Raw genomic sequence first — 13681 nt, forward strand, 5'->3', positions numbered from 1 at the left:
GCGACTCTTTATGACTCTTTGATGGCATTTTTATTATGCAGCTTCCACTCGGATTCGACCGGCGCGCTGTTTTGCTTCCGAAATGTGAATATCAACGTCTCGCCCGAGTTGGACAAGCATATGAATCAATCGATCGGTAGAAAACCCCTTCAATCTCCCACGCAAAAGATTCGAAACTTTGGCCTGATCAGTCCCGATTAATTTTGCGGCCTCCATTTGGCTGATATTTTTTTCTTGAATTGTAGCGGTGATGGCATGCGCGATGCGAACTTTGAGCATGTCTTCTTCAGAGCAAGGCAGGCCAAGATCAGCAAAGACGTTCCCGCTGCTGTCGATTACCCCTTCGGCAGTTTCAAGCTCCTTTGCCATGTGATGTTCCTCTTCTCCCACTTTCTAGGTAGCGTGCGGCATAGTCCTCCTCCGCAAGCTTCAACCTCGACTTGATCAGCAAAATGTCGGGGCGCGGCGTCGCCCTTCCTTTGACTGACTTCTTTTGGAAGGCGTGCAAAACGTACACGGCCTTCCCAAATTTCACGGTGTAAACCGCTCGAAACGTATTGGTGTCATGATCGATCACAACCTCGAGAACGGTCGCCCCGTTAAACCCAACCATAGGCACAGCGTTCACGGCCTTGCCGCCTTTTTGCGCTACAAAAAGTGCGAAGCCTGCTTCGGACTTTACCTCTTCAGGAAAATCGTTGAGGTCTCGTAAGCTAGACCCTACCCAATGCACGAGCTTCATGACCGGCCCCGTATAATCCTTATGCCATTTCTGGCTTAAAAAATAGTGCATCGATGTCACATGCAGCATCGAGTCCCGCCTCTCGGCGGCTTCTGTTATGCCAGAAATGGCATAAAACGGGGCGTAAGTCAAATGACGCGCGCTGTTACGTCTCCCGCCTCAAGTTAGCAGCCAAGCTACCGCCGCAGGGAAGCCCGCGGGCGGCTTTTATCGCATCGCAGCTGGTGATATTACCACCCATAACGGCGCTGGCGGCCCGCGGCCAGCGGCCAGCGTTAAGAGGCGATCGTCGCTTCGCGGCCCGGAGCGATCATGCGAGTACGCCTTTAACGTTTTGGGCAAACTGAGAAAGGTTGGAGCCGGTCTTTTGCAGCCAAGCTTCCGACTCGACAATCGCCGCCATCCACTTTAGAACAAATCATGAACGATAGGCGGGAGGGTAAGAGGATGGCGAGGCGATCTCAACGGGTTGATTACCCAAACCCAGAAGACGCGGCGACGGCGGTGAAAGCGATGCGAGATTGCCGCGACGCCGTGATCAAGGCTTTCAGCATGATCAAGATTGGATCGCCGCTCGACCAAGCGGTCAACATATGACAAAGCGATTATTTTTCCCAGACTCCCGCCGGCACATACGAGACCAACGTCGCGCGGAACACCGAACGCGCCGCGCGCGAGTCGGGCGCTTTGCCTTGGATACGACCGGGTGAGCCGGTTTGATCACGCGACGATTTTTAGGCCATCAGTCTTGACCGTGACGATAGCGATCGGGTCACCGGATGATGTCTCAAAATTTTCCTTGCTGCATTCGCACCACGCCGCCCTGAAGCGCAGCACCAACCAGTTCGAGGCTATCTCGACAGCTTCATCATCGGGGGCGGCTGGCGGCCAATCCATGTTCGTCTGAGCTAAAATTGAAAACCTTCGGCCGCCTCTCAGCAATCCATGCTGGCCTCCTTGACCAGCACGGATTTTGAATCACAAATTCGCTGTGCAGGGAATCCCCCTCGTGATTCAACTCGGCCGAAAAAAGGGACTAGAAGGCGTTTGGAGCCGCGCCGAATGCGCTGCCGGCGACATAGAATGGGAATTGTGCGACCTGTCCCACGACGTGTATCGGAGCGCCTATCAGGACCAGCGGATTGCTTCCCGGATTTCCATAAGCTGGAAACACCGCCCCCGCTGCTCGGAAAGGTAAGCTGACTATGGTCGCGGCAATCGCGATTGGAGCGGTGAAGATCGCGGCGGGCCCATGGAAAGGATCTGAAGCGGCGACGACCGGCTCGCGATACAATCGCTTCGTAACTGTAAGAGGACGCTCGGCGGCTAGATGATGGTGGCGGTGCATCCTATGCCAATGGGCCTCGTTATAACGATCCTTGGCGGCAGCGGGCAGGATGAGCGCCGTTGCGAAAGCCGCCGCGCCCATCGCGATCTGTGCCAACTTCAATGTAGTCTTCATTCCGAGATCTCCTTAGCCTTCCATCTAGGCTCAGGACCTATTAAATTTGCCTGAGATGTGATTCCTGGTCTCCGCATGGGGAGGCTGGGATGAGTGATTTGTTTTTGTTGGGCGAGCGGCAGATGGCGCGGCTTGCGCCGCATTTTCCTCTGTCGCATGGCGTTCCGCGGGTTGACGACCGTCGGGTGGTCAGCGGAATCGTCTATGTGATCCGCAACGGCCTGCAATGGAAAGATGCGCCCAAGGATTACGGGCCGCACAAGACGCTTTACAATCGCTTCATCCGCTGGAGCCGGCTCGGCGTCTTCGACCGCATATTCGCCGCGCTCGCTGGCGAAGGTCCAAAGCCCGAGCGCATCATGATCGACGCCACGCATCTGAAGGCGCATCGCACAGCGGCGAGCCTGCTCAAAAAGGGGCTCTTCCCCGCCGTATCGGGCGCACGAAAGGCGGACTGAACTCGAAGCTCCACGTCGTTTGCGACGGCGCCGGCAAGCCCCTCGTCATGTTGCTCTCGGAGGGCCAGATGAGCGACCACAAGGGCGCGCGGCTGATGCTCAAGGCTTTACCGCCCGCTTCAATGTTGATCGCCGACAGGGGCTACGACAGCAACTGGTTCCGCGCCGCGCTGAAGGCCAGGGGCGTCGAGCCCTGCATCCCGCCAACCAGAAGCCGCAAGCTTCCCATTGCCTATGACAAGACGCTCTACCGCCAGCGTCACAAAATCGAGAACATGTTCGCCAAGCTCAAGGACTGGCGGCGCATCGCAACCCGCTATGATCGATGCGCCCACACCTTCTTCTCCGCCATCTGCATCGCAGCCGCCGTCCTCTTCTATCTCAATCAATGAGTCCTGAGCCTAGGCAAGAACCCATATGGGCCAAATAAGACTTTTACCAGTGGAACCCTGAACTAAAAATTGGCAGTCCGATCGATCAGGCTTCCGACGAAGCAGTTAAAGGCAATTTACAAATTGACGAACTTGCTGACCGGCGAGCGAAATTATTTTTCCGGCGTTCCATGCAGTACGAGCGAGGCGCAACAGCAACGGGAAACAGACAGAGCCGCGAGGGACGCGGGCCAGCTTCCGTGGCTAAGGTCCGGCCTCCAATCATTTAGCGGCTCAACGGCCAGCTTCACACGCATCCAGCGTGAATGTCCGACAATTAGGCTAACCCTGACATCTCTAGGCATTCGGAGACGTCTGCGGTAATCGCGCCATTGAGGAATCCGTGTGCTATCTTCAATTCGTGCTTCACACCAACATTCGCGAATTCGATTTCCTTATTACTTTGCCAAAACATTAAGCGAAATCCTTCTCCACCCTTAGTAAGGTGAACTCTCCACCCGGCCGCGGAATCGAATTTGCGTATCGTTTGAGGGCGACCCATCTCTCCAAAGCGCTTCGCGCAGACATTCGCGACAATTTGCACACAAAGAGAGCGAGCAGCGGACGCAAAGTGGCCCGCGCCAAAGCATTGAGTGGCCTGAAGGCTTTTCATAAACTCAGGCCCGATCGCGAATCTGCGTAGTTGAGAAACTTTGCTAATCTTGCCAGCTTCTTTAAGGAGGGCTAAAGCGCCAATCGTGAAAGCAAAATGCAGATCCTCCGGCGTTTTCGCGTTCATCCACAATCGGTAAGCAGACTCCTCAGAAACTAACTCACGCAGGTGAGAGAAGGTTTTAACACCGGTAGCGATTGTGACCGGCAAATTGCCCAACTCAGCGGCTCTTGAGCCGGACACCATCTCTATTTGAACAGTGGTAAAATAGGAACGGCCGTAAACTCCTTGAATGGCCGACCCGACGTTCCAGGCATCTTCAAGCAATTGGCGGGCGGCGACCGCAGCGAAGATCCTTTCGGTTTCAGATTGCAGAGCTAACCCGATAGGCAGGGGGGGCACTGATTCGAACCCTGATATTTCGTGTACTTCAACCGGCTCAACGCTATCGGCCCGAGCCGAGCGCGAAAAAATAGCTTGGTACTGTCGTACTAAGTCGGCCGCCGCAAAAACATGGCCAAGACCCATCAAGTCTATAAATGCTTGAATTTGGGAGTATTCCGGGGAACAGTTGCCGCTCCAGAGAATTTCTTCGGCGTTGGAGGCGATGACGAGCGTTACAGGGACGTTCGCTGAGGCTAAGTTGGCAAAGTGGGTCACTCGATCTATGAGCTCTTCCGCCGTTGCTGTATCTACTGCGTAGTTAGGAATCGCGAGGAGAGCAGTATCGATGTAGCAGTATTCCATAAAATGCTAACCTCGCTGCCCGCGCGGCCTAGACCGACGTTTTTCTGATGCCGCCCGAATGATCCGCCCTGTATCTCTCTGCGACTGTTCAAAAAAGTCTTCGGGCCAATTTATAATCGACCCAAATTCACTAATTTCTACAGGTCTCAGACTGCTCTGACCTCCTCGTTTTTCAGAAAATAAGATGTTAATCAGGGGACGCACTGAATCAGATGCGGAGAGAGCGATCCTAAGACGAAATCGGTCCACAAGGTATTCACTATGGGTTTCGAGGAGCGTCTGCTTGCCGTCCAGTGCCAAAGACAAGAAAAAATCGGCAAGACGAGCCTGCACCTTGGGGTGAAGATGCAGTTCCGGTTGCTCGAATATCAAAAAGCTGCTTTCGGGAGCGAGAAGAGCCGTCACCACGATCGGCAAGACTTGGCTTACTCCTACGCCAACATTCGTAAGGTCGTGCATCCGCCCGGTGCTATCGGTGGACACTTGCAATCTGTTCCCAAATACGCCCGCGTCCGTCGTAGCAACTTCCTCGGCGACGCCGAGGTAAGACATCCATTCAACTACAGCATCATGAAGGGGAGCCGTTCTAGACCTCGATAATGTAACATAGTCCGCTTCAAGTTCCTCACTGGGTGGGCGATGATAAGAAACTCGCTTTGCGCTGTTAAGATCAAGAACCGCCGCCGTGTGTTCGCCACGATAGCCTACATCCGTAGTGCTTTCTAAAGCTTCAACTTGATAAACAGGTCTCGGACTGTCGCGCAACGGACCAAGGTATCTAATTCCTCGTTTAAAAAAGTCTTTTAGAAACTCCGATGCCTCCCTAATACTTCTAGGAGTCTCCAGCTCAACGTCATATTCCGTGCCGCATTCCTGTAGCATCACCTGCAAGATTTGCTCTCTAAGTTGGGCTAAGTCTGCCGCAATCTTGTTGTCCGCTGCAAGTAAACCGCCAAGCGTTGGCGCGCCGCGATTTAGAAAAGGCAAAAGACGGTTGCGAATCTCGAGCGCCAATACTTTCGGCTTGGAGTCAATAATTGGATCCGCGTTATGATTTTCTAACCATACATTTGCGATTTTAACAATGCTCTGTGAAACAGTCTCTTCAGATAAGTTTTCATAACTTAGTAACCCCGTAGAAAGATTACAAATTCTCTCCGCGAGATGCATCGCTCTTTGAGACGCTAAATTATATTGAACCATTATCCAGGACGGCAAAAAATAAGATAGAATACCGTTCCCGATAGTAACCTGCGGTTTTCCTGCAGCAATCTCCCTTATACTTTCGTTGTCCAGCTCAACCGAATAGTCAAACCTGATGCGCGCAGACTCATCTTCGTCCCGCGGCTCGCTTAGAGGCTTTTTAAATGACGCAAACGCATCTTTAATTGCATCATTTCCAATGACGCGTGAGGTTGTCACCGTAGACTCGCTTAAATCGGCGGTTAATCTCTTCGGTCCCACAAAATGCTTTTGGCTAAGATATGGAGTCTCCGCTCTTTGACGGTATGACAATTGAAGAGTTAAACTTCGCAAAATACCCGCCTCTGTCCCACGCCTTCGGTTACGTGCCCAAGGTGATATGCGGTCGCCGTCGCCAAACTCGTAGTCGAGTCCTATTTTTACGTCATCGCCGTCCGCCTCAAAGTTGCGGATGTCATCAAATTCGCCTAACCGAAGCAACGGTCCGTTAAGTGTTATAGAACGGCCTTCCGACCCATATTGCAGCGTCTGTTTCAGCAACAATATGCTCTGAATTATGCTGCTCTTGCCGCTGCTATTGGCACCCGCCAGAATGTTGATTTGGGATAATTCCAGCGGCGGAAGATTGCGAAATGACTTAAAATTCTTTAGATGCCAACGTTTTATCATTACCGAAACCACTCTAGACCGTCGAGTAAAGCCCCAATCACCGTAAGACGCTTACAAGTAAAGTTCTATCTCATCAACTCCGTCACGCTCGGCGGGTCATGCCCGATGGCGCTGCCACTACTTCGAACGTCACTTAACAAGCGAGGGCGGTGCTGCAACGAATCGGTACCACTTTGGGGATTCGCGCTCGGCAGGGGCTACAACTGAGATAGCAAAAAATACCCGCTGCCCCATATCGGCCGCGCCTGGCAAATGAGTCATGCCGGCTTGGCGTTCGCTGTTTTGTACGCCACTTGCGAATGGAAGCGATATGCCAAATCATTTTGAGAACTTTTTAGGCAGGTGCGGTTCTTTAGCCCAAAAATCGGTGAGAAAAATGATGTTCGAAAATATCGCGAAACAGTGGCGAGAAGCCCGTGGAACAAGGCTCAAAGAAGAATTGAAGGATTCCGTTCAGCGTTTGAACAAACTCAGGGGAGCGGACGCCCAACGTTTTGGACTGGCTCTGAGCGGCGCGTACAATCAATGGTTGGAAAAGAATGGCCCGGTCAAAGAGTCTCCTGAATCGTTCCGTAAACAGATGGCGAAAGAGTTAATGGTGCTGGCGAAGGAACGCTATGGCCATGACATTGGATCGTCTTACGCTTGGGCGTTCCTTTCCTTCCATGTTGAATCGTCGTTCTTGCCGGGCGAAGACGCAACATTTGTTCACGAAACAACGGCCAAATGCGTTTCAGAGGCTCATGAGCTTGTTCAGAAAATAAACAATAGTGGCCGGAAAAATTAAATTCGGCGCGCTCGTGGCGCATTCATGTAAAAGAAGGGGCAAAACCGCGCCTATGAGGGAGGTCATCAGCGCGGGAACTTTTTACACCCTCCGTTCAACTGGTCTTATGAAGCAGCCGGGGTAGAGAGAATTCAAATCCGCATCGGCGCTCAAGTGTACGATGGGAGAATGGCCCGAAGCGTGCGCAAAATCGGTGGCCTCGCCCAAGTTTGAAACGACGCGACGCACGACATTTTGCGAATGTTATGAGCGTCATCGTCCAACGGAACGAATGGCGCGGGCGATTCTGTTTTGATCCAGACTTCATAATGTGTGTTCATCGATATCCCGCGAACTTTCGCGCAAATGCCTCGCCTGCATTAAATTCGTCGAGCTCATATGGCTCGACGGCGTTCTGGTTTAGGGTTTTACGTTGTTTCGGAATAAGCCCGTCGCCCGCGACGGCCATGTCAATTAGCTCGACTTCGTCGCTGTTGTAATTGCTGCCTACCTTCCGCGATTCATCAGTCGAAAGGCCCGCGCGATTCATCAATTCTGCCGTGTCGCGGCGTCCAGCTTCATAGGCGCTCAGTTTCGTTTTTGGCGTCTCAGCGGCGGCGGCGTCATCGCCAATTGGTGCGGCGCTCAAAATGTTGATCGCTTCGTCGGAAGAGACGCCCGCAAAACCATCGTTGAAAGCAATCATCCTGGCCAGCGCTCTACGGCCTTCAGCTTCCGGCGATTCGAGAATTGCTTTCATCCGTTGACGTGATGCGTTAATGGCGAAATCGATTGCTGCCTGTATGGCTGCTGGCGCTGGTCGAGCGGCTTGCTTGCGCGCTGCGCTTGCCGCCAATTGCTCAACGAGCGCGGCGGTTGATCTTGGCATAGCCGCTACTGTTTCGGGCGGCGATGGTCCATCGTTCTTGCGCATGAAATCAAGCGCTCTATCAAAGTTCACCTGAGTCATCATAATCTCCCTTTTCAATGCTCACGTACCGACAAACTCTGATTCAAAATTGCAACGGCCTCGACGGCTGGCAAACCAGTTTCGCACGCAAGCCAGAGTGCGATCGGGCGCGTTTCTCCGTGCATCGCCGGATGGCCGAAGATAATCGCCGCGCGGGCGCGATCAGCCTCGACGGCTTTGGTAACTTCGCGATCGATCACGGCACGATCAATCATCGCTCTTGTCCCAACGCGTATGATCCAAATCAATTTTCAAATTGCCTTTGTCGAAATCGTCATCGAAATCGCGATCGAGCGTCAATCGGGCGGCGGTGAATTCAGCAGGATCGCGGGGCCGTTCGACGGAAGCCGGCCTGCCACGGAATGAAAATCGCGGGCGCGAGATCGCGGCGAAGCGCGTGGCGAGCTTTCGCCCGGATTCGCGAGCGGCTTCTGGCGTTGCGGCGGCTTTCGGGTCAGTTGACGTCTTAGCGGCTACTTTTGCCGGTTCATCACTCGACGCGACAAGACGCAACGCGCTGCTTAGAGGACGCTCGGGATGCTCATTGGCGTAGTCAACAGCGTCTTGGCGTTTCCGATTGAGATAGGATGCTAAATCTGTCTGCGGTATCGATCGATGCGCGATCATGACGACGGCTCCGATGGTTCGGTAGGCTCGACAAGGGGCATGGATTCAACGCCCAACCGCCGCGTGAGTTGCCGACGAATCTCGGGCATGAACGTTTTTTCTATGCTATCGTTGAATGCGGCGATGCATTCTTTGTGCGCCATTTCGCGCGCCAGATCGGGGCCGTACGAAAAGTCGATTGGCTCCCTCGCGCCGCCCGGTCCACGATGCATCACGAAACCGGCAAGCGGACCTGATCCGCCGACTTGGAATGTGCGCGGGAATTGACGCCTCTCGCCCCAAGGAGCCGCTGAGAAGCTTGATGCGCCAGAATAAGGTTTGTAATCCCGCAAATTTGTCGGGCCGCCTGTTCCTACGATGCGGTACGTTAAATTGACGAGCGACGATTTGTGTTCAACGACGCTCTTGCTTATTGCGTTGTAGGCGATGCCAGTTGTCTGTGCGAGATAGCGCTTGACGGCAGTGAGAGCGATTCTACCTTGGTGATTCAGCACCATCGATATTAATTTGCGACTTCCCTGCTCGCCCATTTCGTTTAGCGAGGCTTGGAAATTGTCGACTAATTTCTTATGGAATTCTACCGAAAGTTCGATCATAAGATCGCCTCCCGCTGCATGCGCTCGATGCGAATCGCGTCAATGCGATGAAGGCCTACGCGCCAACCCTCGATATAAAGCGGCTCGCCAACGGCGCACTGGCATAAGGCGTTCGCCGCTAAGTCAAATGCGCGCAGCCTGCGCGGTGACTCTCTCGGCTCGCCTTTGTAAATCGCGCGTTGCAGGCGGCCATAGGCGATAGGCCTTTCGTCAAGATTAACGCCACGCGTGGGCGGCGCAATGAGTGTTCCAAACAAAATTTCAGTGGCCATGGGGATGCCTCGAAAAATTGCCAAAGTCGGCCATACTGCGCGTGCGAACGGGAACAAATTTGGGATTTGGAGGCGCACGGCGGGCGTCACGCTCCCTCATATTGACATAGGTGCAACTACCCTTCGCGACAATGTAGGCATAGTTCAACGCATCAAGAGCCTCATTACGCGCGCCTTGCTCAATTGGTCTAAATTCGACGATCGGGCGATTGTGCAAGTAGCGAACGTATCGGCGTTCAGATGCGACCTGTTCGAAAAATTGCTCGGGCAATGAATTGCTAAACCGAAATGGGAAAGGATTGCGCGGGCCGGGCGTATGTGTTGGCTCGCCTGCTGTATCAAGATACGGCAATGCAGCCAATCGCTCCAAAACCTCGACCTTGCCCCTATTGACATCAATCGAGAAGAATTTCGCCGCGCCTGATTTAGCGCTGAACGATTGTTGCCACATGGGACGTGGCGCTTGGCCGCCGATGCCCTTCACAGCGTAAATGTGTCTATGACCGCGCGGGGCGGTGAAATTCAACACGGCTTGCGGTCGCGATTCAGTTCCGGTTCCAGTGCCGCCATAATCGATCGCCGTGGCCTCAATCGGCAAAGGATACCCATAGACGGAATGCTGAAATTTCCGAGCGAGAATGTGATCTAGTTCCATCCATGTTTTTTGTTCGATCGTCGATCCGTGCAAGACGACGTGGGCCAAAACAAATGGTTGCCAAAATTTGGACCAGCCTAAGAAACACGCTTCCAAACGATCATTCTGAACATCAACGCCGCATGTGATCATTAAGACTTCGGGAGGCAAGTCATCAAGGCTGAAATCTTCGACGCGAGCCTGAAGGCTAAAAGGATCGATGTTATCGATCGACTGCTTGCTGCACTTACCTAAACTCGTGTTTTCAAAAACCATAAGTCGCGATGGATTGTTTTTCGCATCGGTAAATTTTTTCGCTAAATGGCCCCAGCGCTCGTTTCTAAACATGCTGATAAGAGAATTCAGACGGAAGCCGGCGTGGCCTTTCACCTCTGGAGCCGTGGCGCGCCATTCGCCCGCTTCGATCATTTTCGGTTTTTCGGATTCGTCGATCGCGCAACCGCAATGCGGACAAACCACATAGGCGTCGGCTGGATTGCCGGGCGTCCACGTCACATGCTCCCATAAAATTTCAAATGGGGTAAAACAGTGTGGGCATGGAACCTCGAAAATGCGGCGATCAGATTCGTTATAAAGTTTTTGAATATTGGATAGCCCGTCAATTGTCGGCGTGCTGCCCATAATAATTTTGCGATCATCGTGGGCGATGGTGCGCTTAATCGCCAATTCGATAGGGTCGCCCTCCTCAGTCACAACCATGGCGTCGATCTCATCGCCGAGCAAAATTTTCACGTCATGGCTGCGCAGATTGCGCGGAGATCTGGCGGCGACGATTTTAAGGGAGCCACCTTTCGCAAAAAATTTTGTGGTGAGGGTTTCACGATCGCCAAATGCGGTATTTAAAAGCAAGCCTTGCAGAGTCGGACTCTCCGCGAACATAGGACTAACTTCATCGCGCGAGACTCGGGCGCAATCGTCTTCCGTAGGCATCAAAAGCAAGGTTGCTGATGGTCTTTCCGACGCCCAAAATCCAAGGGCTGAAATTATGCACTTCGTAAATCCGAGGCGCACTGCTTTGATGATGCTTACTTGCGGGAAGTCATGTGACCCGATGGCGTCGAGAATGCCGCGTTGGTACTTCCAAAGTCGCATTCGACCGGGGACCGGCGCGGCGCGGGCTGAAAGAACAATGTTGCTTTCAACCCAATCTGGGAGCGCTTGCCGATGCGATGGCCGGAAACCTTGCCAAAAATCACGGTCAAATTTGGATTTAGGCTCCATGCGCCGCCACCTTGTTCGATGATGGTTTGCGTTTGGAGCTTAAGCGAGGCCCAGGCTTTGAAGTATATGGCCCTTTCGGCGTCACTTTGACGGGCTGAAGTTCAGTGAGCTTCGATACAACAGCGTCGATAGAATCGTTGGCGTGTTTTTCGAAAATATCGAAGAGCTGATCTTCGATCTTTGCATCGATCAAATCAGGCATGTTGCGTCGTGCGACGCCGGGCAATTCCATCAGGACGGCGCGGGCGCTGGCCGACAATCGCGTAATTAAAGCCTGGACGTCTTCAGCCCTAATGAAGTTGTCTTCGAGGTGTTTGCGGCGCAGATCGGTTAAGCGCGATTGCGCCCGCTTTAGCTGAACCGTGGCTTTGATGACCGATGGATCGAGCGTGGTGGGCATGATTTACCAATAATTTCGCGACATATTGACGCGACAATATCATGAAAATACCCGCATGGCGAGAAAATCGATTTGAGAGGCTGCTGGCAGGCAAGAGCGCCGTTGCGCTACTCACATAGCCGCGAGTGCAAAGATGAGCGTCTAGGAGGGGTTTCTGTGGCGCGGCGGCCCGAGCGGAGCGGCGTTGCTCGCTGATTCAGCGGGTAAAACAAAACAATTGCTTACGCTCCCGGATATTCAGCGGCGGCGCTGCCGCATTTGGTGAGGCCTCGAGAAAGGACCCGCGCCAACTTAGACGGGACCTACACAGCGGCTAAGGTCTGGTTTTGCGCCTTGCCAACTGACGCGCGCTGGCGCTTACGTTTCAAACCGCTGGCTGCTTAGAGTTGGGGCCATGGCTGTCGAACCCCATTATATTGTTGCTTCGCTTTAGGCTGCCAGCGCCGAAGCCCACATGTGACAGCGTAGCCCAAGGCTGCCGCAAAGCGGCGGCGGCGTTGCCGCCCTGGCGGGAAGCCATAGAAATGCCTCCTGGGCGCGAATCGGGCGCTTTTGCGCAGTGTCAGTGCCCTAAAACGGCTCCGGAGCGTCCAGCCCCCCCTCCGCAAACGATTTATATAATCCAACGTTCATGTTTCGGAGGATAGCTCAACAGCGGAGGCGGCGCTTGTTGACTTAAGAGTCAACGCGGCCAGGCTCAGGCATAGCAACGACCACCTGGCCACGCAGGATCGTTTTTCGACGCCTGCGCGTCAGCTTGGTACAGAGATGTCACTTCTGTTGTCGATTGTTCTGATATCCTTGGCACACCTTGAACCAGCCTGCCGTTTTGTCATCGCTTTCCTCCCAGCCCGGCAGGCATAAAACAATCCGATGAAATTTTTCATTGCACAAACCATGATTGGCCAGCAATCGAGGTTCGCCGTAATAATAAGGCCTTAGTGATTTGGCCCGAGCCCATACAGGAATTTCGGCCCAGCTAATTTCATCAGTCTGAATTCCAGTATCGCATGGCTTCCAATTCGCGATTATTATTTTGCCCGTCTCGTGCGCGTGCGCTGCTACTGTCGACAGCGCGAGAGGGAGCGCGATAATTGACGCCAATTTCATTTGCGACTGTCCTTCCGCGCGGCCATCGCCACAACGGCGACGGGCGGCCCGCGCATAGTGATTTTGCGATAAACGGCGTCATCCGTCGCGCCTGCGGCGCGCATGTCGTGCGCAAGCTGCAAGATTTCCTGGCGCATTCGGGATGGCTTAGCTTTCGTCATGTTTTGCCTCCAGAGACGGCCTGCCAACGCGCGACGCTCGGAAGCCTTTTCCGTTCCATCGCAAGTCATTCCGTGCGATGCTTAATACGCGCCGTTTTTGCCAAAGGTCGGCCTTCCCGATGATCTACAACGTCAAAATCCACTATGATGACGAAAAACGCATTTACTTCGTGTCGTCGTCGGATATTCCTGGCTTGCACGTGGAATCGGAAACATTCGACCAATTAATTGAAATCGTTCGCGATCTTGCGAGCGACTTATTGCCGGGCGACCGCGCGCTGGAAGCGATTGAGTTTCGCTTTCTTGTTCCGGCCTAGGTGGGCTCCTCCCTTTACCGCAAGCTGCGCAGCCTACTGACCGAGGCAGGATGCACCTTCGTTCGCCAAGGCAAAGGCTCACACGAAGTCTGGCATAGTCCGACCACCAAAATAAACTTCGCGGTCCCGAGCAATGTCGCCTTGGTTCACACCGCAAACGAAATCCTGAAAAGCGCTGGCCTCCCCAAAGCGTTCTAACCCGCTCGCCGATTCCAGCCCAACGGAGCCTGGCGGCTTTTGCGGCCATCGACGAGAGGCGGG

At 53.6% G+C, this 13681-nt stretch carries 19 protein-coding genes and 1 pseudogene; 6 read left to right on the forward strand and 14 right to left on the reverse strand.

The features are described 5' to 3' along the window. Nucleotides 1-33: 33 nt before the first annotated feature. On the reverse strand, nt 34-369 hold the full coding sequence (locus tag WDN46_06605; protein ID MEJ0093095.1) for a helix-turn-helix transcriptional regulator: 336 nt from the start codon (nt 367-369) through the stop codon (nt 34-36). Continuing rightward, nucleotides 353-811, reverse strand: a complete 459-nt coding sequence (locus WDN46_06610; protein MEJ0093096.1) for a type II toxin-antitoxin system RelE/ParE family toxin — start codon at nt 809-811, stop codon at nt 353-355. The genes WDN46_06605 and WDN46_06610 overlap by 17 nt, the downstream gene beginning before the upstream one ends. Nucleotides 812-1189: 378 nt before the next feature. On the opposite strand from WDN46_06610, the gene WDN46_06615 reads away from it, so the two are divergent. After that, on the forward strand, nt 1190-1339 hold the full coding sequence (locus WDN46_06615) for a hypothetical protein (protein ID MEJ0093097.1): 150 nt from the start codon (nt 1190-1192) through the stop codon (nt 1337-1339). A gap of 123 nt (nt 1340-1462) precedes the next feature. On the opposite strand, the gene WDN46_06620 is transcribed toward WDN46_06615, so the two are convergent. Together WDN46_06620 and WDN46_06625 are read right to left on the reverse strand one after the other, a co-directional pair. Continuing rightward, complete coding sequence (locus WDN46_06620; protein MEJ0093098.1) at nt 1463-1639, reverse strand: hypothetical protein; 177 nt, start codon at nt 1637-1639, stop codon at nt 1463-1465. Nucleotides 1640-1778: 139 nt separating this feature from the next. Beyond that, on the reverse strand, nt 1779-2204 hold the full coding sequence (locus WDN46_06625) for a hypothetical protein (protein MEJ0093099.1): 426 nt from the start codon (nt 2202-2204) through the stop codon (nt 1779-1781). A 122-nt stretch (nt 2205-2326) separates the two neighbouring features. Here WDN46_06625 and WDN46_06630 point away from each other — a divergent pair. After that, nucleotides 2327-2464, forward strand: a pseudogene (locus tag WDN46_06630) (transposase). Further along, nucleotides 2431-3054: an IS5 family transposase gene (locus WDN46_06635; protein MEJ0093100.1), complete on the forward strand. Its 624-nt coding sequence runs from the start codon at nt 2431-2433 to the stop codon at nt 3052-3054. Before WDN46_06630 ends, WDN46_06635 begins: the two are co-directional and overlap by 34 nt. Before the next feature lie 316 nt (nt 3055-3370). On the opposite strand, the gene WDN46_06640 is transcribed toward WDN46_06635, so the two are convergent. Then, nucleotides 3371-4453 (reverse strand): hypothetical protein, encoded by a 1083-nt coding sequence (locus WDN46_06640; GenBank protein ID MEJ0093101.1) that lies wholly within the window; start codon nt 4451-4453, stop codon nt 3371-3373. A 6-nt stretch (nt 4454-4459) separates the two neighbouring features. Then, entirely contained in the window at nt 4460-6325 is a 1866-nt protein-coding gene (locus WDN46_06645; GenBank protein MEJ0093102.1) for a DUF3696 domain-containing protein, read from the reverse strand. Nucleotides 6326-6635: 310 nt separating this feature from the next. Here WDN46_06645 and WDN46_06650 point away from each other — a divergent pair, with 310 nt between their 5' ends. Next, nucleotides 6636-7112: a hypothetical protein gene (locus WDN46_06650; GenBank protein ID MEJ0093103.1), complete on the forward strand. Its 477-nt coding sequence runs from the start codon at nt 6636-6638 to the stop codon at nt 7110-7112. Nucleotides 7113-7428: 316 nt separating this feature from the next. Here the strand turns inward: WDN46_06650 and WDN46_06655 are convergent, their stop codons facing one another. The 8 genes from WDN46_06655 to WDN46_06690 all read right to left on the reverse strand — a co-directional run bounded on the left by WDN46_06655 (nt 7429) and on the right by WDN46_06690 (nt 13103). Further along, nucleotides 7429-7851 carry a hypothetical protein gene (locus WDN46_06655; protein ID MEJ0093104.1) on the reverse strand — a complete coding sequence of 141 codons (423 nt, stop codon included), beginning with the start codon at nt 7849-7851 and terminating at the stop codon, nt 7429-7431. A gap of 224 nt (nt 7852-8075) precedes the next feature. Further along, a complete protein-coding gene (locus WDN46_06660) occupies nt 8076-8261 on the reverse strand; it encodes a hypothetical protein (GenBank protein ID MEJ0093105.1) in 186 nt (61 codons plus the stop codon). Nucleotides 8262-8268: 7 nt separating this feature from the next. Beyond that, nucleotides 8269-8688: a hypothetical protein gene (locus WDN46_06665; protein MEJ0093106.1), complete on the reverse strand. Its 420-nt coding sequence runs from the start codon at nt 8686-8688 to the stop codon at nt 8269-8271. Next, nucleotides 8685-9284: a hypothetical protein gene (locus WDN46_06670; protein ID MEJ0093107.1), complete on the reverse strand. Its 600-nt coding sequence runs from the start codon at nt 9282-9284 to the stop codon at nt 8685-8687. The genes WDN46_06665 and WDN46_06670 overlap by 4 nt, the downstream gene beginning before the upstream one ends. A 261-nt stretch (nt 9285-9545) precedes the next feature. Beyond that, nucleotides 9546-11432, reverse strand: coding sequence for a terminase gpA endonuclease subunit (locus WDN46_06675; protein ID MEJ0093108.1), 1887 nt, complete (start codon nt 11430-11432; stop codon nt 9546-9548). Beyond that, nucleotides 11422-11832, reverse strand: a complete 411-nt coding sequence (locus tag WDN46_06680; protein MEJ0093109.1) for a hypothetical protein — start codon at nt 11830-11832, stop codon at nt 11422-11424. Before WDN46_06680 ends, WDN46_06675 begins: the two co-directional genes overlap by 11 nt. 771 nt (nt 11833-12603) lie before the next feature. After that, on the reverse strand, nt 12604-12942 hold the full coding sequence (locus WDN46_06685; protein MEJ0093110.1) for a hypothetical protein: 339 nt from the start codon (nt 12940-12942) through the stop codon (nt 12604-12606). Beyond that, entirely contained in the window at nt 12939-13103 is a 165-nt protein-coding gene (locus WDN46_06690) for a hypothetical protein (GenBank protein ID MEJ0093111.1), read from the reverse strand. The genes WDN46_06685 and WDN46_06690 overlap by 4 nt, the downstream gene beginning before the upstream one ends. A 119-nt stretch (nt 13104-13222) precedes the next feature. On the opposite strand from WDN46_06690, the gene WDN46_06695 reads away from it, so the two are divergent. Next, nucleotides 13223-13420 (forward strand): DUF1902 domain-containing protein, encoded by a 198-nt coding sequence (locus tag WDN46_06695; protein MEJ0093112.1) that lies wholly within the window; start codon nt 13223-13225, stop codon nt 13418-13420. Next, on the forward strand, nt 13421-13618 hold the full coding sequence (locus WDN46_06700) for a type II toxin-antitoxin system HicA family toxin (protein ID MEJ0093113.1): 198 nt from the start codon (nt 13421-13423) through the stop codon (nt 13616-13618). It begins immediately after the preceding gene. Nucleotides 13619-13681: the final 63 nt, after the last annotated feature.

This window comes from Methylocella sp. (assembly GCA_037200525.1).
Taxonomy (GTDB): Bacteria; Pseudomonadota; Alphaproteobacteria; order Rhizobiales; family Beijerinckiaceae; genus Methylocapsa.